Origin of the sequence: Aromatoleum toluclasticum ATCC 700605, assembly GCF_000378245.1 — a bacterium.
Classification (GTDB): domain Bacteria; phylum Pseudomonadota; class Gammaproteobacteria; order Burkholderiales; family Rhodocyclaceae; genus Aromatoleum; species Aromatoleum toluclasticum.
In genome coordinates this window covers 62,417-83,619 of sequence record NZ_KB899494.1, presented here as the reverse complement: position 1 = coordinate 83,619, position 21,203 = coordinate 62,417, and the positions used below count along the sequence as shown (strand labels likewise).

The window sequence follows — 21,203 nt, the reverse complement described above, 5'->3', positions numbered from 1 at the left end:
GGCGCAGACGCAAGGGCGAATCGCCAGCCCGGACGCGATGTACGGATGTCGGGGCACACGTGACGGAACTCCTTCGAACGGGAGCGTGCTTCAAATATAGTTCAACGACGGAGGCGCGCCAGATCGCGTAACGGCGGGCCTTGCGGCGGATCGGCGTGGAGGGCGGCGGTGGCATCATCCCCTGATGGCGTGATCTCGGAACTGCTGCGGGACGAGCGTCCCGCAGGCGGACGCGAAGACCGCATGGTCGCCGCGCACACACGCGACGACGACCAGGCCGCTCTCGCGCGACGCATGCGGCGGCGTGCGATCGGACTGGGCATCCTCGCCTTCCTGCTGGCGGTCGCGGCGATCGCCGCACTGATCGCACAGCAGGTCGCGGAGCTGCAGCGCCGGCAGCAGGACGCGGTCGCGCTGTCGCTCCAGCTCGTCGCCACGTCCCTGCGCCATCTCGACACCGACCCGGACCTCGCCGCGCGCGCGGCATTCGAGGCCCTGCGGCGCACCGCGGACGCCGCACCCTTCGTGCGCGCCCAGGCCGAAGACGCGGCGCGGCGCGCACTCGACGGGAGCCGCCTGCGCCTGACCCTGCACGGGCACGCGGACCGCGTCAACGCGGTCGCCTTCAGCCCCGACGGCGCCCTCATCGCATCGGCCGGGCAGGACGGCACGGTGCGCATCCGGCGCTCCGACGGGACCGCGTCCTCCGAGCTGCGCGGACACGAGGGCGCGGCTCGCGATCTCGCCTTCCGCCCGGACGGCAAGACGCTCGCATCGGTCGGCGACGACGGCCGCATCATCCTGTGGGACGCCGTGCGCGGCGAACAGCTGCGCGAGCTGCCACGCCAGCCGGAACCGCTGAACGGCGTCGCGTTCGGGCCGGACGGGGAGATCCTGGCGACGGTCGGCCAGAGCCCGGTCGTGCGGCTGTGGGACGCCGATACGGGCGGCCTGCTCGCCAATCTCACCGGCCACAAGGCCCAGGTGCGTGCGGTCGCCTTCAGCCCCGACGGGCGGCGCCTGGCGACGGCGGGCGGCGATGGTGCGCTACGCATCTGGGATCTGTTGAGCGGTCGCGTGCTGCATGTGCTCGAGGGCCATTCCGACACGGTCCTGGCGATCGCTTTCAGCCCGGACGGGCGCTGGCTGGCGAGCGCAGGCGAGGACCGCCGGGCGCGCCTGTGGGACGCCGGTAGCGGCGCGGCGGTACGCGAGCTGCCCGAACAGCCCGGCGCGGTTCATGCCGTCGCCTTCAGCGCGGACGGCAGCCTGCTGGCGACCGGTGCTTCGGACGGCTCGGCTCGGCTGTGGGACGCGGCGGGCTGCACGCGCCCGGCCGGCGAATGCCAGCCGCTCGCGACGCTCGCCGACGCCGGCAACCCCGTCACCGACCTCGCCTTCGATACCTCCGGGGCACGGCTTGCGACGACCGGCGCAGACGGCAGCATGAAGCTGTGGGACATTGCCTTCGGCCACGCGGGTGCGATCCACGGCCTTGCCTACAGTCCCGACGGCAAGCGACTTGCAACGGCGGCCGCCGGCACGGACGTCACCGTGTGGGAGCTCGGGAGCGGAAAAGTGCAGCACAGGCTCGCCGGCCACGCGGGCGCCGCGTCGCGCGTCGCATGGAGCCCGGACGGCCGCCGCATCGCGACGACGGAAGCCGACGGCACCACCACGCTATGGGACGCGGCCGGCGAGCAGCCGCCGCTGCCGCTGCGCGGACACACGGGTCGCGTGAATGGCATCGCCTTCAGTAACGACGGGCAGCGCGTCGTCACGGCCGGACGCGACGGGATGGTCGGCGTATGGGACGCCGCCAGCGGCGCGCGACGCCTGTGGCTGCGTACCGGCGCTGCGCCGCTGAACTGCGTGATCTTCGGCCGCGACGCACGCAGCCTGCTGACCGCGGGTGCCGACGGAGCCCTCACGGAATGGAATACCGCGGACGGCAAGCGGCTACGCAACCTGCAGCAGCGCGGCGAGAATATCCTCGACCTCGCGCTGAGTCCGGACGGCTCGCTGCTCGCAACGGCCGGCGCAGACCGCGTTGCGCGCCTGTGGGGCCTGACGGGCGGCAAGCCGGTGCGAAGCCTTGCAGGACATGCGGGCGCGATCGCTGCGCTCGTCTTCAGCCCCGACGGCCGCCTGCTCGCAACCGCCGGACGCGACCACCGCGCACGCGTGTGGGAGGTCGCGAATGGCGAGGAGCATCTGGTGCTGCCGCCGCAGGATGGCGCCGTGAATGCCGTCGCCTTCTCGCCCGACGGGCGCCTGCTAGCGACCGGCGGCGGCGACGGGCGCGTGCATTTCCATCCGCTCGACGCAGGGCAACTCGCGACGGCACTGCGCGAACGCGTCGCCGACGGCCTCACCGATGCGGAATGCGCCAGATACCTGAACCGGACCCCCTGTCCGCCCTGAGCCGCACTGCGTGCTAAGCTGGACGGCCATGTCGGATTCATTGCCTGCGGAGCCCGAAAAAATATGCCCAGCCTGCTGCCCCAACCCGATCCGGACGGTCTTCTCGAATACTCGGTCGTGTATACCGACCGCGCGCTGAATCACATGTCGCAGCGCTTCCAGGGCGCCATGCGCGACATCTCGCGCGTGCTGAAGAAGGTCTATGGTGCCCAAGCGGCGGTGGTCGTGCCCGGCAGCGGCACCTTCGGCATGGAGGCGGTCGCACGCCAGTTCGCAACCGGGAAGAAGTGCCTCGTGATCCGCAACGGCTGGTTCAGCTACCGCTGGACGCAGATCTTCGACATGGGCGGCATCCCGTTGCAATGTACGGTGCTGAAGGCGCGGCCGGCCGACGCCGGTCCGCAGGCGCCGTTCGCGCCGGCGCCGATCGCCGAGGTCGTCGCGGCGATCCGCGACGAGAAACCCGACCTGGTGTTCGCGCCGCACGTCGAGACCGCGTCGGGCATGATCCTGCCCGACGATTACCTCCGCGCGGTCGCCGACGCCGTGCATGAAGTCGGCGGCCTGTTCGTGCTCGACTGCATCGCGTCCGGCACGATCTGGGTGGACATGGCCGCGAGCGGCGTCGACATCCTCATCAGCGCGCCGCAAAAGGGCTGGAGCTCGCAGCCGTGCTGCGCCCTCGTGATGCTCGGCGAGCGCGCGCGCGAGCGCCTCGACGGCACGACCAGCACCAGCTTCGCGTGCGACCTGAAGAAGTGGCTGCAGATCATGGAAGCCTACGAGAAGGGCGGCCATGCCTACCATGCGACGATGCCGACCGACGCGCTGACCGCGCTACGCGACGTGATGCTCGAAACCGAGGCTTACGGCTTCGACAAGGTGAAGGCGGAACAGCAGGAGCTGGGCCGCCGCGTGCGCGCGCTGCTCGCCGCGCGCGGTTTCCGCAGCGTCGCCGCACCGGGCTTCGAAGCGCCGGGCGTGGTCGTGTGCTACACGGACGACCCGGAAATCCAGTCGGGCCGGAAGTTCATCGCGCAAGGCCTGCAATCCGCCGCCGGCGTACCGCTGCAGTGCGACGAGCCGGCGGACTTCCGCAGCTTCCGCATCGGACTGTTCGGCCTCGACAAGCTGCACGCCGTCGAGCGCAGCGTGGCATCGCTCGAACAGGCACTCGACGCGCTCCGGCCGACATAAGCGGCGCGCCCTGCGGCGGCCACCTATCGACCCGGCAACCGAGCTGTCCGGCCCGGAGAACTTCCCGCATTCCTCGGTTACAATTCCGACCGCATATAACGGGGGAATGGCATGCGGTTGGGAAAGGCAGGATCCAGGGGCTTCGGCATTGCGCCGATCGCACTCGTCGTCGTTCTCGTGGCCGCGCTCGGCGGCTACTTCTTCGCGACGCGCGACAAGTCGGGCGAGGAGGCCGAGGTCGGCAGCGTGCCCTTCGAGGTCGTGGACGGCGCCCCGCGCGAGCTCGATGGATCGCCGGCCCTCGCGCTGTCGTTCAGCCTTCCGCTCGACGCCCGCGGCGATCACGACAAGTTTCTCCAGGTGCTGGAGATGCCGTCTCCCGCCCACGCGGCCGAGGGTTCTTCGGCGGGCGTGCAGTATGAGGAAGAGGAAGACGGAAGCACGACCTCCGGGATCAGCAACGCGAGCAGCCGCGACCCGGTCGACACGGCGACCGACGGCGGCAAGCCGGTCGCGGGCGCCTGGGTCGTCGGCGAGAACCCGCGGCTGCTGTTCTTCCCGCACGTCAAGCCGCAGACCCGCTACGTCGTGCGCGTGATGGCCGGCCTGCCGGCGAAGGACGGCAGCAAGCTCGATGCGGAATCGCGCTTCTCCATCCGCATGGGCGCGGTCGCCCCGGCCTTCTACTTCGCCAGCCGCGGCATGGTCCTGCCCGCGGGGCAGAACGGCGGGCTGCCGGTCACGACCGTGAACGTGCCCGAAGTCGACATCCAGTTCCTCAAGGTCAAGCCCGAACGCCTGTCCGAATTCCTCGACCAGGTCGTGGCGGGCCCGGCCGGCCAGCGCGCCCGCGACGCAGCCGCCGACGGCGAAGGGGAAGGCGGCGATGCCGACGACGAGGAGACCTACTACGGCGAGTCGGGCACGCGCCTCAAGGGCGCCGTCGACGGCTGGCAGCTCGACCAGCTGCACCGCCTCACGACCAGCGCCTTCATCGGGCGCTTCGTCACCGAACAGAAGCCCGACCGCCGCCGCGTGACCTTCATTCCCGTCGAGGACATCCCCGCGCTGCGCGAACCGGGCGTCTATGTCGCGGTGATGTCGCAGCCGAACCGCTTCCGCCACGAGTTCCAGACCACCTACTTCTACGTCAGCGATCTCGGTCTGCACGTGCGCCAGTACGCCGCCGGCGCCGACGCCTGGGTGAGTTCGCTGGCCAGCGGCAAGGCCGTGAGCGGCGCCGAGGTGAACTGGATCGACGGCGAGGGCAAGACCCTGGCGCGCGGCGAGACCGATGGCGACGGGCGGGCGAACTTCGCCGAACGCCCGAAAGGCGCCCGCGTCCTGACGGCACGCAAGGGCGAGCACCTGTCGCTCATCGCCCTGAAGGAACCGGCGCTCGACCTCGGCGAATTCGACATCGCCGGCACGCCTTTCGTCCCGGTGCGCCTGTTCGCCTACAGCGGACGCAATCTCTACCGCCCGGGCGAGCGCTTCGACGTGTCGGTCATCGCGCGCGATGCCGACGGTCGCGTCGTGCCGCCGCAGCCGGTCCAGGCCGCGCTGCGCCGACCGGACGGCAAGCTGCAATGGACCCGGACATGGAAGCCGCAGGAGCTCGACCCCGGCTACTACAATCAGGCGATCGAGCTGCCGATCGACGCCGCGACCGGCTCGTGGGCGCTCGAACTGCGCACCGACCCGGCGGCGAGCACGGCAGCGGCGGTGATGCGCTTCGGCGTCGAGGAGTTCCTGCCGGAACGGATGAAGCTCGACCTCGCGAGCACCGAGGGCAGTCTCGCGGACGGCGCAAGCTGGCGCATCGACGTCACGGGGCGCTATCTGTACGGCGCTCCCGCCGCCGGCAACAACCTCGTCGGCGTCGTGAACACCGAGCGCAACCGCAATCCGCTCGCGCAGAAGCTGCCCGGCTTCGTATTCGGCGATGCGGACGAGGACACGGTCAAGTCGCGCACCGAACTGCCGGAAAACGCACTCGACGACGCGGGCAAGACGAGCATAGCCGTGGATCTTGAGCCGGTCGCCGACCGGCACTCGCCCTTCACCGTGCGCGCCACCATCGGGCTGCTCGAAAGCGGCGGCCGGCCGGTCATCCGCAGCATCGAGCGCGTGCATTGGCCCGCGCCGGTGCTGATCGGCGTACGCCCGATGTTCGTCGGCGCCTACGCGCGCGAAGGCGCCGCAGCGGAGTTCGAAGTGGTACGGGCCGATACCGCCGGCACCCTCAAGGCGGGCACTGCGCTGCCGGTGCGGCTGTTCCGCGAGAACCGCAACTACTACTGGCGTTTCGACGACCAGCGCGGTTGGAACTCGGGCTTTACCGAGACCGACGAACTGGTCTCGACCACGCAGGTTTCCGTGCCCGCCGGCGGCCGCGGCAAGCTCGCGCTGCCGGTCAAGTACGGCCGCTACCGGCTCGAAGTCTTCGACCCCGAAACGCAGCAGACCGCACGCTACCGCTTCTACGCCGGCTGGAGTGCGCAGGACGACGAAACCCAGGGCGTGCGCCCGGACCTCGTCGCGCTGAAGCTGGACAAGTCGGGCTACGCGGACGGTGAGACGGCGCGCCTGACGATCACGCCGCCGCACGCCGGCGAGGCGCTGGTCACCGTCGAGGGCGACAAGGCGCTGTGGGTGCGCCGCCTCTCGATCGGCGCCGACGGCACGACGATCGACATCCCGGTGGACAAGGAATGGAAGCGCCACGACCTGTACGTGTCGGTCATGGTGTTGCGTCCGGGCAGCAGCGGCGACAAGGTCACGCCGGCGCGCGCGCTGGGCCTGATCCACCTGCCGCTCGACCGCAGCAAACGCAAGCTCGACGTGGCGCTCGAGGCGCCGCAGAAGATGAAACCCGAGCAGCCGCTGAAGGTTCGCGTGAAGGTGCCGGAGGCCCGGGGCCAGAAGGCGATGGTCACGCTGTCCGCGGTGGATGCCGGCATCCTCAACATCACCTCGTACAAGAGCCCCGACCCGTTCGGCTTCTTCTTCGCCAAGCTGCGCTACGGCGCCGACGCGCACGACGTGTACGGGCGCCTGATCGAGAAGATGGCCGGCGACAAGGGACGGCTCAAGTTCGGCGGCGACGCCGCCCCCAAGCCGACCAAGAGCCTGCCCAAGAAGGTGCGCCTGGTCGATCTCTTCAGCGGCCCGGTGGCGCTCGACGACAAGGGCGAGGCGGAAATCTCGCTGCCGGTGCCGGACTTCAACGGCAGCCTGCGCCTGATGGCCGTCGCGACCAGCGGCGAGCGTTTCGGCATGCAGGAAGCCGAGGTCGTCGTGGCGGCACCGCTCGTCGTCGAACTCGCGACGCCGCGCTTCCTCTCGGTCGGCGACAGCGCCGTGCTCGCGATGGACGTGCAGAACCTCTCCGGCGCAGCCCAGGACGTGCGCATCAGCGTGACGAACGGCGACGGCCTCGCGATCCGCGCGGGCGAACAGCGGCTCGCACTCAAGGACCAGCAGAAGCGCATCCTGCGCATCCCCGTCGAGGCGGGAACGGCGCTGGGACTCACCGAGGTGCGCGTGCACATCGAGAGCGACGCGGCGAAGATCGACCGCAGCTTCCCGCTGCAGGTGCAGGCGCCCACGCCGCGCCAGTCGGTGATGAAGCGTGTCGTGGTCGCTCCGGGTGAAACGGTGGATGTGCGCGAGGCCGAACTGGGCGGCTTCCTGAAGCACAGCGTCGCGGCGACGCTGGCGGTATCCGACAAGGCGCCGATCGACGTGCGCAGCGCCGTGCGCGGCCTGCTGACCTACCCGTACGGCTGCACCGAGCAGACGACGAGTACCGCGTACCCGCATGTGTTCATCGACGAGACCGCCGCGAAGCAGTTCGGCCTGAAGGCCTACACGCAGGCCGAGCGCGCCGAAATGCTCGAGAAGGCAATCGGGCGGCTGGCCGGCATGCAGGCGCCGAACGGCGGCTTCAGCCTGTGGGGCAACGTCGGCAATTACGAGTACTGGCTGTCGGCCTACGTCACGAATTTCCTGCTCGACGCGCGCGAACAGGGCTTCAACGTCCCGGCCGAGATGGAAAGACGCGCCGTCGAATTCCTGCTGAAGGGCCTGCAGGAAGGCGTCGCCGGGCTACCGCGCGAAACGGTGAAATACAATGCGGATTCGGTGTGGGCCGACCACCGCTACGCGGGATCGGGCCGCTTCGCGGTGCTCGCCTACGGCGCCTACGTCCTCGCCCGGCAGGGCAAGGCGCCGCTGGCGACGCTGCGGCAGCTGCACGAATCGCTGGCCGCGGCGCACTCGGGCCTCGGGCTGGTGCACCTGGGCATCGCGCTGAAGCTCATGGGCGACGAGGCGCGCGCCACCAGCGCGGTCGAAGCCGGCATCAGGAAGAGCCGCCCGGACAATTACTGGTGGGGCGACTACGGCAGCAACCTGCGCGACTGGGCGCTGATGTACGTGCTGACGGAGAAGCACGGTCTCAATCCGGAAGGCCGCGAGAATCTCGTGAACCTCGTCGCCGGGGAACTGGAGCGCGGCCGCTACTACTACCACAGCACCCAGGAAAAACTCGCGCTGTTCCTCCTCGGCCGCAGCTTCGTGACCCGGGCCGGCGGCAACTGGACGGCCGAAGCGGCCAGCGGCGGGAAGACGCAGGCGATCGGCGGCAAAGGCACGCAGTTCCTGTCGTTGTCCGCCGAGGACGTCGCCGGCGGCGTCCGGTTCACCAATACCCACCAGGAAAAGCTCTTCGTCGAACTCAATCTCGCGGGCAACCCCGCAACGATGCCCGCGGCTCGCCGCGATGCCTTCGACCTCAAGCGCGAGTGGTACACGCCGGACGGACAGCCGCTCGGCAAGCGTCCGCTGCGCGTCGGCGAAACGCTGGTGGTGCGCCTGCGCGTGCTCACGGCGGGCCGTCATGCCAACGGCCTGGTGGTCGATTACGTGCCGGCGGGGGTCGAGATCGAGAACGCCAACATCGTGCAGGGCGAGCAGTCGGCGATCAGCATCGCCGGGATCGACCCGCGCCAGGCAATGCAGGACAGCGCGATCCAGCACGTCGAGTTCCGCGACGACCGCTTCGTCGTCGCCGCGAAGCTGCGGGGCGAGATGAACTTCTTCTACCGCGTGCGCGTCGTCACCCCGGGGCGTTTCGTCGTGCCGCCGACCTACGCCGAGGACATGTACCAGCCGCAGATCTACGGCATGGCCGGAAGCGAGGAAACGCTGCAGATCACCGACGGAAACGGCGGCGGGGCCGGCAACGGGCAATGAGCCGCCGGCTGCGCCTCGCGCTGGCGGCGGCGCTGGGACTGCTGCTTGTCGCCGACCAGCTCTTCCCGCCGCCCCTGCCAGGGCGCGCGGCACCGCATGCGCAGGTGGTGCTGGCGCGCGACGGTACGCCCTTGCGCGCCTTCCCCGACCGCACCCACATCTGGCGCCATCCCGTCCGCGACGACGAGGTGTCGCCGCGCTACCTCGAGGCCCTGATCGCCTACGAGGACCGCTTTTTCCACTGGCATCCCGGCGTCAATCCGCTGGCGCTGCTGCGCGCCGCGGGACAGTGGGCAACGAACGGCCGCGTCGTGTCGGGCGGGTCGACGCTGACGATGCAGGTCGCGCGCATCCTCGACCCGACGCCGCACACGCTGCGCGGCAAGCTGCGCCAGATGGCCCGCGCGGTGCAGCTGGAACTGCGGCTGTCCAAGCGCGAGATCCTCGGGCTCTACCTCGGTTACGCGCCGATGGGCGGCGTGCTCGAAGGCGTCGAGGCGGCCAGCCGGGCCTACCTCGGCAAGCCCTCGGCGCGCCTGACCGAGTCGGAGGCCGCGCTGCTGACGGTGCTGCCGCAGGCCCCCTCGCTGCTGCGCCCGGACCGCTATCCCGACCGTGCGCGGCAGGCGCGCGACAAGGTGCTGGCCCGCATGGGGCCGCGCTGGGGGGCCGAGCTCGTGCGCGAGGCGCGGCAGGAGCCGGTGATCGCACAGACGGTGCGCGAACCGCTGCTCGCACCGCTGTTCGCGGAGCGCGTGCGCCGCGAGCATCCCCGCCAGCCGCGCGTGGAGACGACGCTGGACGCGGGCATGCAGAGCATGGTCGAACAGCTCATCGCGTCGCGGCTGTCGGTGCTGCCGCCGCGCGTGTCGATGGCGGCACTGGTCGTCGACAACGCGACGCTGGAAGTGCTGGCCTACGCGGGTTCCGCCGACTTCGCCGACGAGAGCCGCTTCTCGCACGTGGACATGGTGCGGGCGACGCGCTCGCCCGGCTCCACGCTGAAGCCCTTCCTCTACGGGCTGGCGCTCGACGAAGGCCTGATCCATTCGGAATCGCTGCTGGCCGACGTGCCGCAATCCTTCTCCGGCTACCAGCCGGGCAACTTCCAGGCGAATTTCAGCGGCCCGGTCAGCGTGTCGCAGGCACTGCAGAAGTCGCTGAACGTGCCGGCCGTCGAGGTGCTCGACCACTTGGGGCCGCAGCGCTTCGTCGCACAGCTGCGACGCGGCGGCCTCAGGCTCGAGCTGCCGCGCGGCGCCGGCCCCAACCTGAGCGTGATCCTGGGCGGCGCCGCGACGAGCCTGGAAGGTCTCGTCGGCGCCTATACTTCGTTCGCGCGCAGCGGTATCGCCGCCCGGCCGCGCTACACGAAGAACGCGCCGCTCGAGGAAACGCGCATGATGAGCGCGGGCGCGGCCTTCATCGTGCGCGACATCCTCGAATCGGGCGGGCCGCTGGCGCGCGCGGTCGAAGGCGGCGTCGGGGTGCGGCGCGGCATCGCCTTCAAGACCGGCACGAGCTTCGGCTTCCGCGATGCCTGGTCGGTCGGCGTCAGCGACCGCCTGACGGTGGGCGTGTGGGTCGGCCGGCCCGACGGCACGCCCAACCCCGGCTTCTTCGGCGCGAACATCGCCGCGCCGCTGCTGATCGACGTGTTCGCCGCGGTCGATGGCGCACCTCCCGGGCCACGCCTCCCGCCCGAGGGCGTGTCGCAGGCGAAGATCTGCTGGCCGCTGGGCACCTGGGGCGAGGACCTCCCGCCCGCGCTGTGCCATGAGCAGCGCACCGCCTGGATCCTCAACGGCGCCGCGCCGCCGACCTTTCCCGACCGCCTGCGCGGCGGCGCGCCCCGCTACACGGATTACCGCGACGCGGAAAGCGGCTTGCGGGTGCGCGCCGGCTGCGCGCCGGGCGAAATGCGGGCCGTGGAGATGGCACGCTGGCCCGCCGCACTCGAACCCTGGCTGGACACCGGAACCCGGCGGCACGCCCTGCCCCCCGCGTGGGCGCCCGCATGCAAGGATGCGATCGCGCCCGAGGCGGGGCTGAAGATCGTCGGCGTCGCCGACGGGGAAACCATACGCCGCGCCGGAACCGGCCCCGCCCCCGAAGTGCGGCTGGAAGCCCGCGGCGGGCAGGACACCCTGACCTGGCTCGTGAACGGCGTGCAGGTCGGGCGCATGGCGGCCGGCCGGCCGCTGCTGCAGAAATTTCCCGTCGCCGGCCCATACCGGATCACCGCGATGGACGACGCGGGCCGCTTCGACAGCGTGGAAATCAGCGTGCGCAACTAACGCGGCGATCAGAGATAGCCGTTCGCCCTGAGCCTGTCGAAGGGCATGGGCAGGGCTTCGACAGGCTCAGCCCGAACGGTATTTGGTTGCCCGGTAATAGTGTCTTGCGTCAGCCGTGCGCGCGCTGCGCGAAGTACGCGAGGTTCATGCGTGGGTTGAGGTAATCGACGACTTCGCGCGGCAGCGCGCGCGGCTTGAGCACGGCGTCGATCGTGACCTCGCCGGAGTCGGCCAGGCTCAGCACGAGCGCGTCGCGGCGCGGCACGCCCGGTTCGTACACCAGCACGGTCGGCTTGAGCGTGTTGCCGCGCGTGACCGCGACGACGATCGCGATCGAGCCGGTCGACAGGCGCACGAAGGAGCCGGGCGGATAGATCCCCAGCTCCTTGATGAAGGTCGATAGCATGAAGGCGTCGAAATGCGCGGACTCGCGCGCGTACATCTGCGACAGCGCTTCCGCGGGCGTCAGTGCCTCGGCGAGCGAATGGGGATTGCACAGGTTGTCGTAGCGGTTCGCGATCGCGACCATGCGCGCGAGCGGGTTGATGTCCGCACCCTTGCGGCCGGCCGGGAAACCGCTGCCGTCCACGCATTCGTGGTGTTCGCGGATGATCGCGCATACCGGGGACGCGACGTGCTTGCCGACGATCTGCAGCCCGTACTCGCAATGCATGCGGTAGAGGGATTCTTCCGGGCGGCTGCGCTCCTTGGTGCGCAACACGATGGGGTTGATCCGCTTGGCACCGATGTCGTGGAGCAGCGCGCCCATGCCGGCGGCCTCGAACACCTCGCGCTTGAGGCCCAGCCCCTTCGCGAGGATCATCGTCAGGATCATCACGTTGAGCGCGTGCTGGTGCGTCGCATCGTCGCGCTTGCGCGAGGCGATCAGCATCACTGTCGCACCGGGGTCGTCGAGGAAGGTCGACGCGAGCTCCCCGACCATGGCACCCGCCAGCGCGGTGGCCGCCGCCGGCTCGCGCAGCAGGTCGGCGATCAGGTTGCGGGTGGAGTCGACGCATTCCCCATAGGCCTTTTCGCAGCTGCGGATAAGTTCGCGCTGCTCGGCCATGCGCGTCGCGCCCTGGCGCTTGGCCTCGATCCGGAACCCGTCGTCCGCCCCGGATGCGGATGGGGGAGGCGCGGGCGGGGCGCTGCCCCATTCGCGCGGCCCGACCGCCGAACGCGCCGGATCGTAGGCGATGCGGTGCAGGCCGAGTTCACGCAGGGCCCGCAGCTGTTTCTCGCTGCTGATGCGAAAGGAATTGACCAGGAAGGGGTGGTCGAGCCAAGGCATGTCCAGCGACACGAACATGCCGACCTGAACCTGTTCGACACCGACTTTCGGCAGTGGGTCCTGCATCTCGTTACATCGGGCGGCGGATCGGAAAGCGGCTGTTTCCGCCAGCCGGATGCGCAACGGCGGCGCGACCGGAAACCGGCCGCACGCGCCCTGACCGCATCATAAACCCATTTGCATTAGCCGATTCCTGCAGGCGCCTTACTTCAGCGCCGCGAGCGCCGCCGCGTAGTCGGGTTCGTCCTTGATCTCGCCGACGAGCTGCGAATGCAGCACCTTGTTGTCGCCGTCGAGCACGACGACCGCACGCGCGGTGACGCCGGCGAGCGGCCCGGAGGCGATCTCGACGCCGTAGTCCTTGAGGAAGTTGCGGCCGCGCATCGTCGACAGCGTGACGACGTTCTCCAGCCCTTCGGCGACGCAGAAGCGCTTCGCGGCGAAGGGCAGGTCGGCGGAGATGACCAGCACGACGGTGTCGGTGAGCTTGGACGCCTCGGCGTTGAACTTGCGCGTGGAGGTCGCGCAGGTCGGGGTGTCGAGGCTGGGAACGATGTTGAGAACCTTGCGCTTGCCGGCGTAGTCGGCGAGCGTCACGTCCTTGAGGTCCGCGCCGACCAGCGCCAGCGGCGGGACGCTGTCGCCCTTCTGCGGGAACTTGCCTGCGACTTCGATCGGGTTGCCGCCCAGGGTCACGGTGCTCATGCGAGTGTCTCCTCCGTTGAGATGTCTGTGGGCCGGCGGCGAGCGCCAGCTTTACCGGATCAGTCTAGTCGTGAATGCCGCACAGGGGAACCGCGCGGACGGAGGGGTCTTGGCGGGAAAGTGAGCAGGAAAGTGCGCGGGAGGGTGGGCGGCACGCCTCCCGCACGCCGCGGATCAGGGATTGCCCGTGCGGGCCGCCTTGACCTCGTCGTACCAGTGCTCGTGGTGCTCCTTCGCCCAGGTCTCGTCCACGTAGCCGGTCTTCATCGACTGGTAGGCGCCTTCGACGCCTATCGTGCCCATGTAGATGTGGCCCAGCGACAGGGCGATCAACAGGATCGCGCCGACGCCGTGGATGATGTTGGCAAGCTGCAGTGTCGCGCGCGTCTGGCCGAAGTTGGGGAAGTCCATCACGAGACCGGAGCCGGCAACGATCAGGCCGAGGAAGGTCACGCCGATCCAGAACCAGGTCTTCTCGCCGAAGTTGAAGCGCCCGGAGGGCACGTGCTCGCCGCTGGCGATGCCGCCGGCCTTGCGGATCCACACGCTGTCTATCGCCTGCCAGACGTTGTCGCGCAGGAAGGCGAGGATCATCAGCAGCGTGAACACGCCGAACAGCGGGCCGACGTAGTTGTGCACGTTCTTGCCCGCCCACAGCAGCCCGCCGAGCACCGCGTTGCCGAACACCGGCTCGATGAAGTGCTTGCCGAACAGGATGCACACGCCGGTGATCCCGAGCACGACGAAGCTGATCGCGGTACCCCAGTGCACGACGCGCTCGAAGGTGCTGAAGCGCTGCATCCTGCGCCCGGTCGGCGCGCCATGCAGCTTGACGGCGCCCTTCACCGCGAAGAACAGGCCGATCGCGGTGGGCACCACCAGCAGCAGGACGCCGCCCCAGAAGGTCACGGGACCGTTGCGCCACTGGCGCCACGTCTGGCCTTCGCTCTGGATCAGCACACCGGTTTCGGGGCCGCGCACGGTGGTGAAGTGCACCTCGCCCGAGCGCACCTCGCGCCACACCGGCGCGTTGTTGAGCGGCTGCGTCTGCTGGCGCTCGACCTGCGCCGCAGCCGGAGTTGCGGACGCGTCGGCTGCCACGGCCGGCGTACCGGCCAGCGCCAGCAGCCACACTGCCAGCGCCGCCAGCAGCCCGAGGCCGCTGCGCCGCCTGAGGATTGTGCTCATGGCCGTCTCCTCATTCGACACGCTTGTATTCGTTCTGCGCGCGGACGCGGTTGCGTTCGGCCTGCTCCCAGGCGCCCTTGTCGCCCTTGAACGTTCCGCCCTCCCACGGCCGCGTGTCGGCCTTGCCGGCATATTTGCCCTGCTCCAGCTTCCCGACCTGCGGCCGCTCGCCGCAACCCGCGAGCATGGCCGCCGCCAGTGTCACGACACCGGCCAGTGCCAGCGAATGAATGCGCGCTTTCATTTCGCCTCCTCCTTGTCCTTGCCGTACGCGGTCATCCAGCCCCAGGCCTCGACCCCCTTGCCGCGGCGCAGGACGCGGTCGCGGAAGATGTCGGAGATCTCGGTCGCATCGCCACCGAGCAGCGCCTTGGTGGAGCACATCTCGGCGCACAGCGGCAGCTTGCCTTCGGCCAGCCGGTTGCGGCCGTACTTCTCGAGCTCGGCCTGCGAGCCGTTTTCCTCGGGGCCGCCGGCGCAGAAGGTGCATTTGTCCATCTTGCCGCGCGCGCCGAAGGCCGCCGGTCCGTTGGGGAACTGCGGCGCGCCGAAGGGACAGGCGTAGAAGCAGTAGCCGCAACCGATGCAGCCGTCCTTGTCGTGCAGGACGACGCCTTCCTCGGTCTGGTAGATCACGTTGGTCGGGCACACCGCGATGCACGGCGCATCGGAGCAGTGCATGCAGGCGACCGACATCGAGCGCTCGCCGGGCACCCCGTCGTTGATCGTGACGACGCGCCGGCGGTTCACGCCCCACGGCACTTCGTGCTCGTTCTTGCAGGCGGTGACGCAGCTGTTGCATTCGATGCAGCGCTCGGCGTCACACAGGAATTTCATGCGTGCCATTTGTTGGTCCCCTTGTTCAGGCCTTCGACACGCGGCAAAGCGTCGTCTTGGTTTCCTGCATCATCGTCACCGAGTCGTAGCCGTAGGTCGTCGCGGTGTTGACCGCTTCGCCGCGCACGATCGGCGCCGCCCCTTCGGGGTAGAACTCGAGCATGTCCTTGCCCTGCCACCAGCCGGAGAAGTGGAAGGGCAGGAACACGGTGCCCGGGGCGACGCGCTGCGTGACCTGGGCGCGCACCTTGAGCTTCGCCTTGGTCGGCGACTCGACCCAGATGTAGTCGCCGTTGCGGAAGCCGGCGTCGTTGGCGTCCTTGGGGTTCACCTCGGCGAACATCTCCTGCTGCAGCTCGGCGAGCCACGGGTTGGAGCGCGTCTCCTCGCCGCCGCCCTCGTACTCGACGAGGCGCCCCGAGGTCATGATCAGCGGATACTCCTTGGAGATGTCCTTGACCTTGTCCTGGAGCGACTTGTACAGCGTCGGCAGGCGCCAGAACTTCATCTTGTCGTCGTGCGTCGGGTACTTCTCGATGAGGTCCGGGCGCGGCGAGTAGATCGGCTCGCGGTGCAGCGGCACCGGGTCGGGGAAGTTCCACACCAGCGCGCGCGCCTTGGCGTTGCCGAAGGGGTGCATGCCGTGGTTCTTCATCGTGACGCGGATGATGCCGCCCGAGAGGTCGGTCTTCCAGTTCCTGCCTTCGGCCGCGGCCTTCTCGGCGTCGGTGAGCTCGTCCCACCAGCCAAGCTTCTTCAGCAGCACGTCGTCGAACTCGGGGTAGCCCATCTGCAGCTCGGCGCCCTTGGAGGCGGAGCCTTCCTCGGCGAGCAGCGACACGCCGTCGCGCTCGACGCCGAAATTGGCGCGGAAGTTGCCGCCGCCTTCCATCACGTGCTTCGACGTGTCATACAGGTTGGGCGTGCCGGGGTGCTTGAGCTCCGGCGTGCCGTAGCACGGCCAGGGCAGGCCGAAGTATTCGCCGTCGCACGGGCCGCCGTTGGCGCGCAGGGTCTTCACGTCGAAGGTGGCCATGTTCTGCATGTGCAGCTTGAGCCGCTCGGGCGACTGGCCGCTGTAGCCGATCGTGAAGGTGCCGCGGTTGATTTCGCGCAGGATGTCCTCGGTTTCAGGCTCGTCCCAGCCCTGCTTGTCCTTCACGAGCTTGATGTTCTTCACGAGCTCGTCGGCGAAGCCGAACTTCTTCGCGAAGGCGTACATGATGGTGTGGTCGGGCTTGGACTCGAACAACGGCTCGATGACCTTCTCGCGCCATTGCAGCGAACGGTTCGACGCGGTGACCGACCCGGAGGTCTCGAACTGCGTGCAGGCCGGCAGCAGATAGACGCCGTCCTTCCTGACCATCGCCGCCATCCCGGCGGTCGCCGACGGGTAGGGGTCGATGACGACCAGGGTGTCGAGCTTCTTCATCGCCTCGACCATCTCCGCGCCGCGCGTCTGCGAGTTCGGCGCGTGGCCCCAGTACACCACCGCGCGCAGGTTGCCGCCGGGCTGGTCGATGAGCTCCGGGTTCTCGAGCACGCCGTCGATCCAGCGCGACACCGTGATGCCCGACTTGGTCATCAGGTCCTCGGACTTGTAGCGCGCCTTGACCCACTCGTAGTCGACGCCCCACACCCTGCACCAGTGCTTCCACGATCCGGCCGCGAGGCCGTAGTAGCCCGGCAGGGAATCCGGATTCGGGCCGACGTCGGTCGCGCCCTGCACGTTGTCGTGGCCGCGGAAGATGTTGGTGCCGCCGCCCGAGACGCCAACGTTGCCGAGCACCAGCTGCAGGATGCACATCGCGCGCACGTTGGCGTTGCCCACCGTGTGCTGGGTCTGGCCCATGCACCACACGACCGTCGACGGGCGGTTCTTCGCCAGCGTCTCGGCGACTTTGAGCACCTGCTCCTCGGCGATGCCGGTAACTTCCTGCACCTTGTCGGGCGTCCACTTCGCGACTTCCTCGCGCACCTTGTCGAGGCCGTATACGCGCTGGCGGATGTATTCCTTGTCCTCCCAGCCGTTCTTGAAGATGTGGTACAGCATGCCCCAGATGAAGGGGATGTCGGTGCCCGAGCGGATGCGCACGTAGTAGTCGGCCTTCGCCGCGGTGCGCGTGAAGCGCGGGTCGACGACGATCATCTTCGACCCATTCTCCTTCGCGTGCAGGATGTGCAGCAGCGACACCGGATGCGCCTCGGCGGCGTTCGAGCCGATGAACAGCATCGCCTTCGCGTTCTGCATGTCGTTGTAGGAGTTCGTCATCGCGCCGTAACCCCAGGTGTTGGCGACGCCGGCGACGGTGGTCGAGTGGCAGATGCGTGCCTGGTGGTCCATGTTGTTCGTGCCGAAGAAGGACACGAACTTGCGCAGCAGGTAGGACTGTTCGTTGCTGTGTTTCGACGAGCCGATCCAGTACACGGCGTCGGGGCCGGACTCCTCGCGGATCTTCAGCAGGCGGTCGCCGACTTCCTGGAGCGCCTGCTCCCACGTGATCTTCTGGTACTTGCCGTCGACCAGCTTCATCGGGTACTTCAGGCGGTGTTCGCCGTGGCCGTGCTCGCGGATCGACGCGCCCTTGGCGCAGTGCGCGCCGAGGTTGATCGGCGAGTCGAACACCGGCTCCTGGCGGATCCACACGCCATTCTTCACGACCGCGTCGATCGCACAGCCGACCGAGCAGTGGCTGCACACGGTGCGGCGCACGCTCGTGTCGCCCGCCGCGCCCGCCGCGCCCGCCGCTTCGGGGCTCGCCGCATCGGCGCTGCCGATCAGGTTGTAGGGCAGCTGCGCGGCCAGCGCGCCGGCGCCCACGCCGAGGCCCGAGCGCTTCAGGAAGGTACGCCGGTCCATGGTCTGGCCGAAGTGCCGCGCCGCGGAGCTGCGCAGCTGGCGGGCGGCGCCCGTCGCCTGGGTGGATTTCCTCGTAAGCATCGCCTGTCCCCCGCCTAGATGCGCGCAGTGCGGTAGTAGTTGCGGGCGTGCTCGCTGACGCCGCGCTCCGCTCCGGTTTCACCCGTCGTCTGTGCGAGCGGCGTGGCGACCGCAGCGGGCTTGCCCGCGACCGTCGCAACGGCCGCCGCGGCAGCAGCGCCGCCAGCGCCCAGAGTCAGCAGGAAATGACGGCGCTGCAGGCCGGATTTCTTGTCTTCCATGGTCCTTCTCCCGTATCGGATCACTCGGCCGGCCCAGCGGACCGGGTGCGACCTACTCCATTGCGAAAGCTTCGCTCTCGATGTCGAAAAACGCCCGCATCAGCGCACCGGCGCGGGCATAGAACCGTGCCTGCGGCGCCGCGGCGAGCGCGTCGGCGAGACGCGCGTACCACGGCTGCAGATGACGGGTGAAAAAAAGGCGCTGCCGCGCGAGACCGGCCTCGTCGGGGCCGGTGATCACGAGGTGGCGCATGACCTCGGCGAGCGCGGCGATGTGGTCCTCGGTCTCGGCGACGCCGGGACGGCGAGCGAGACCCAGCTCGGCGAGGTCGTCGCGCAGTTCGGCGAGCGGTTCCTCCATCAGGAAGCCTGCGAGGTAGAAGGAACCGAAGAGCATCACGTCGGGCCGGCCTATGCCGAAGAACAGCGTGTGGTATTCGTCGTGCACGCTCGCCGTGTCGCTGCCTGCGGCGATCTCGCCGAGCGCGGCCCAGGCGGTGGCGAACGGCGTGTCGCCGCTGCCGAGCACGCGCGCCGAGGCTGCCAGCGCGGTCAGCAACGGCGCCTCCGGCGCGGCGAAGAACAGGTTGCCCAGCAGCGCGTAGTGATGCGCACGCGCACGGTCCTCGTCGGTGAGCACGGTTCCGTCGCCGGGCGCCGGGTGCTGCGGCTGGAAGATCGACACAGGTGCGTTCATTCGGTCATGTCCCAGGCTTTGGTGCCGTTCTCGGTTTCCATCAGGTCGATCACGCGGCAGTCCGCGCACATGTGCAGGCGCCGGCGCTGCGCCTCGCTGGCGAACATCGCGTGGCCGGCAAGGCGCGCGAACATCGCGTCGATGATCGGCTTCGCGCCCATCGCGGTGCCGCAGCGGATGCAGTGGAAGATCTCGGCCTCCTTCAGCGGCACCACGCGGCGCGCCGCGTCGTCGAGCAGCAGGCGCGGCGTGAGCGCAATGGCGCTCTCGGGACAGGAGTTCACGCACAGTCCGCACTGCACGCAGCTCTTCTCGAGGAAGCCCAGGCGCATCGCGTCCGTCGCGGCGCTGAGCGCCCCGGTCGGACAGGCGCCGACGCAGGACATGCACAGCGTGCAGGCATCGCTGACGGCGACCGCGCCGAAGGGGGCGCCGGCCTGCAGTGCGATCTCCGCGACCGGCGTGGGTGCCATCGCGTGCAGGTGACGCAACGCGAGGTCGAGCGTGTCGCGCTTCCTCGGCATGGGGCGGAAAGTCGCCGGGCGGCTCACGCCCTGCGCGGGCGCCCAGTCCCACAGCGCGGATTCGAGCTCCGGCCAGTCGCCGGCATCGATCACGCGCAGGTGTTCACCGCCGTAGCCGAGGCCCGCGAGGATCGCCTGCGCATGTGCGGCCTGCGCGCGCAGCGGGGCCGCGTCGTGCGAGCCGGCTGCGAGCACGGCGACCTGGCAGGCGCCGAGTGCGAGGCTGCCGAGCATCAGGTCGAGGCCCACGGCGTCGGCGCTCCAGGTTTCGAGCGGGATCACGCGCGCCGGCAGCCCCTTGCCGCGGCGCGCGAGGCGGTCGATCAGCGCACGGCCGGCTTCCGCCGAATGGAACAGCAACACGGGCGCATCGCCACCGGCTTCGCGGTAGCCCGTCAGCACCGTCTTCACGCGCAGGCCGAGGTCCTCGACGCGCGGATACTGCGACGCGAGCGCGCCCGTCGGGCACACCGTCGAACAGGTGCCACAGCCCTGGCACAAATACGGATCGACGCGCACGACGTCGCCCGCCGACGCGATCGCCTCGGCCGAACAGGACTCGATGCAGGCCGTACAGCCCGTCTTGCGCGAGCGGCTGTGCGCGCACAGCTTCGCGTCGAGCGCGACGTAGCGCGGCTTCTCGAACTCGCCGACGAGCTCGCCCAGCGCCTGCGCCGCCAGCGCCTGGTCGAGCGGATCGCGCCCCGGCGCCGCGTAGCCCTGCGGCGGCTCGACGCGCTTGATCAGCGGCTCGGGCGAGAGGTCCAGCACGAGGTCGAAGCGCCCTTCGCGCCGCGTGTCGGTGCGCGCAAAATCGATCGCACCGACCGTGCCGCAGGCCGTCACGCAGGCGCGGTGCGACTGGCAGCGCGCGCTGTCGACCTGATAGTCCCAGCCGATCGCGCCTTCGGGACAGGCGCGGATGCAGGCATTGCAGCGCACGCACAGGTCGAGGTCGATCGGGTTCTGCTGCACCCACGTGGCGTCGAAAGCGCCGAGGTGGCCGGCGAGCGTCACGCCCGTGCCGGACCACACCGGATAGCGCCGCTCGGTCGGCAATTCCGCATCGCGGCTCGTGCCGGTGAGCAGCACGGACACGTCGAAGCGCGCAGCCAACCGCTCGGCCCAGCCCAGCGCCGCGCCCGCCTCGCCGACGATCAGCAGGTGATTGCCCGCCGCGAGCGTCACGCCCGCGACCGGGTCCGGCTCGGGCAGCATCGCCGCGGCGATCAGCGCCGCCATCTTGGGCGTCGCACCGCGCCCTTCGGCCGACCAGCCGGCGTTCTCGCGCAGGTTGAAGAAGTCGACGCGCGCCATCGGCCGCTCCGCCGCCACTTCGGCGAACAGCGCAGCCTCCTGCGTACAGCCGACCAGCACGTCGCCGCACGCGAGCGCAGACTCGAACTCGCCGATCTCGCGCCGGCAGAGTTCGTGATGGACTTTGAGCGGCACCGTGCTGCCCGCCGCGAGGGCTTTTTCATCGACCGTGAAACTGCGGTTGCAGTCGCACAGCCTGAGCTGTCTCTCCACTTTGGGTCTTCTGCCTGCCTGATTGAGGTGCTGAAGGCAAAGCAGAGGGCGTACCAGGAATACGGCAATAAAACGGAGCAGGAATCCCT

Annotated in this window: 13 protein-coding genes; 4 read left to right on the top strand and 9 right to left on the bottom strand. The window is 69.5% G+C overall.

Going from position 1 to position 21,203, the window contains the following annotated elements:
* Nucleotides 1-168: 168 nt before the first annotated feature.
* The 4 genes from F464_RS28020 (at nucleotide 169) to pbpC (ending at nucleotide 11,177) form a co-directional block, all read left to right on the top strand.
* A complete protein-coding gene (locus F464_RS28020) occupies nucleotides 169-2,424 on the top strand; it encodes a WD40 repeat domain-containing protein (RefSeq protein WP_157353603.1) in 2,256 nt (751 codons plus the stop codon).
* Between the two features lie 63 nt (nucleotides 2,425-2,487).
* Entirely contained in the window at nucleotides 2,488-3,621 is a 1,134-nt protein-coding gene (locus F464_RS0107990) for an aminotransferase class V-fold PLP-dependent enzyme (RefSeq protein ID WP_018989271.1), read from the top strand.
* Nucleotides 3,622-3,732: 111 nt separating this feature from the next.
* On the top strand, nucleotides 3,733-8,880 hold the full coding sequence (locus F464_RS0107985) for an alpha-2-macroglobulin family protein (RefSeq protein ID WP_157353601.1): 5,148 nt from the start codon (nucleotides 3,733-3,735) through the stop codon (nucleotides 8,878-8,880).
* Nucleotides 8,877-11,177, top strand: coding sequence for a penicillin-binding protein 1C (pbpC, locus tag F464_RS0107980; protein ID WP_018989269.1), 2,301 nt, complete (start codon nucleotides 8,877-8,879; stop codon nucleotides 11,175-11,177). The genes F464_RS0107985 and pbpC overlap by 4 nt, the downstream gene beginning before the upstream one ends.
* 109 nt (nucleotides 11,178-11,286) lie before the next feature.
* Here pbpC and F464_RS0107975 read toward each other — a convergent pair whose 3' ends face one another.
* The 9 genes from F464_RS0107975 to F464_RS0107935 all read right to left on the bottom strand — a co-directional run bounded on the left by F464_RS0107975 (nucleotide 11,287) and on the right by F464_RS0107935 (nucleotide 21,114).
* Nucleotides 11,287-12,537, bottom strand: coding sequence for an HD-GYP domain-containing protein (locus tag F464_RS0107975; RefSeq protein WP_018989268.1), 1,251 nt, complete (start codon nucleotides 12,535-12,537; stop codon nucleotides 11,287-11,289).
* Nucleotides 12,538-12,675: 138 nt separating this feature from the next.
* Nucleotides 12,676-13,176: a thiol peroxidase gene (tpx, locus tag F464_RS0107970; RefSeq protein WP_018989267.1), complete on the bottom strand. Its 501-nt coding sequence runs from the start codon at nucleotides 13,174-13,176 to the stop codon at nucleotides 12,676-12,678.
* Nucleotides 13,177-13,350: 174 nt separating this feature from the next.
* Complete coding sequence (locus F464_RS0107965; protein WP_018989266.1) at nucleotides 13,351-14,364, bottom strand: formate dehydrogenase subunit gamma; 1,014 nt, start codon at nucleotides 14,362-14,364, stop codon at nucleotides 13,351-13,353.
* Between the two features lie 10 nt (nucleotides 14,365-14,374).
* Complete coding sequence (locus tag F464_RS0107960; RefSeq protein ID WP_018989265.1) at nucleotides 14,375-14,608, bottom strand: hypothetical protein; 234 nt, start codon at nucleotides 14,606-14,608, stop codon at nucleotides 14,375-14,377.
* Nucleotides 14,605-15,210 carry a formate dehydrogenase FDH3 subunit beta gene (gene fdh3B, locus F464_RS0107955; RefSeq protein ID WP_018989264.1) on the bottom strand — a complete coding sequence of 202 codons (606 nt, stop codon included), beginning with the start codon at nucleotides 15,208-15,210 and terminating at the stop codon, nucleotides 14,605-14,607. Before fdh3B ends, F464_RS0107960 begins: the two co-directional genes overlap by 4 nt.
* 16 nt (nucleotides 15,211-15,226) lie before the next feature.
* On the bottom strand, nucleotides 15,227-18,142 hold the full coding sequence (locus F464_RS0107950) for a molybdopterin-dependent oxidoreductase (protein ID WP_018989263.1): 2,916 nt from the start codon (nucleotides 18,140-18,142) through the stop codon (nucleotides 15,227-15,229).
* 14 nt (nucleotides 18,143-18,156) lie between these two features.
* Complete coding sequence (locus F464_RS0107945; RefSeq protein ID WP_018989262.1) at nucleotides 18,157-18,363, bottom strand: hypothetical protein; 207 nt, start codon at nucleotides 18,361-18,363, stop codon at nucleotides 18,157-18,159.
* Between the two features lie 52 nt (nucleotides 18,364-18,415).
* The gene (locus F464_RS0107940) at nucleotides 18,416-19,060 is read right to left on the bottom strand and encodes a TorD/DmsD family molecular chaperone (RefSeq protein WP_018989261.1); all 645 of its coding nucleotides are present in this window, start codon (nucleotides 19,058-19,060) and stop codon (nucleotides 18,416-18,418) included.
* A complete protein-coding gene (locus F464_RS0107935; RefSeq protein WP_018989260.1) occupies nucleotides 19,057-21,114 on the bottom strand; it encodes a 4Fe-4S binding protein in 2,058 nt (685 codons plus the stop codon). Before F464_RS0107935 ends, F464_RS0107940 begins: the two co-directional genes overlap by 4 nt.
* Nucleotides 21,115-21,203 lie beyond the last annotated feature (89 nt).

Excerpts from the sequence above, each read along its gene's own strand:
- F464_RS0107965 (WP_018989266.1), bottom strand. The coding sequence starts at position 14,364 with ATGAGCACAATCCTCAGGCGGCGCAGCGGCCTCGGGCTGCTGGCGGCG.
- F464_RS0107940 (WP_018989261.1), bottom strand. The coding sequence starts at position 19,060 with ATGAACGCACCTGTGTCGATCTTCCAGCCGCAGCACCCGGCGCCCGGC.
- F464_RS0107990 (WP_018989271.1), top strand. The coding sequence starts at position 2,488 with ATGCCCAGCCTGCTGCCCCAACCCGATCCGGACGGTCTTCTCGAATAC.
- F464_RS0107960 (WP_018989265.1), bottom strand. The coding sequence starts at position 14,608 with ATGAAAGCGCGCATTCATTCGCTGGCACTGGCCGGTGTCGTGACACTG.
- F464_RS0107985 (WP_157353601.1), top strand. The coding sequence starts at position 3,733 with ATGCGGTTGGGAAAGGCAGGATCCAGGGGCTTCGGCATTGCGCCGATC.
- tpx (WP_018989267.1), bottom strand. The coding sequence starts at position 13,176 with ATGAGCACCGTGACCCTGGGCGGCAACCCGATCGAAGTCGCAGGCAAG.
- F464_RS0107975 (WP_018989268.1), bottom strand. The coding sequence starts at position 12,537 with ATGCAGGACCCACTGCCGAAAGTCGGTGTCGAACAGGTTCAGGTCGGC.
- pbpC (WP_018989269.1), top strand. The coding sequence starts at position 8,877 with ATGAGCCGCCGGCTGCGCCTCGCGCTGGCGGCGGCGCTGGGACTGCTG.
- F464_RS0107950 (WP_018989263.1), bottom strand. The coding sequence starts at position 18,142 with ATGCTTACGAGGAAATCCACCCAGGCGACGGGCGCCGCCCGCCAGCTG.
- F464_RS0107945 (WP_018989262.1), bottom strand. The coding sequence starts at position 18,363 with ATGGAAGACAAGAAATCCGGCCTGCAGCGCCGTCATTTCCTGCTGACT.
- fdh3B (WP_018989264.1), bottom strand. The coding sequence starts at position 15,210 with ATGGCACGCATGAAATTCCTGTGTGACGCCGAGCGCTGCATCGAATGC.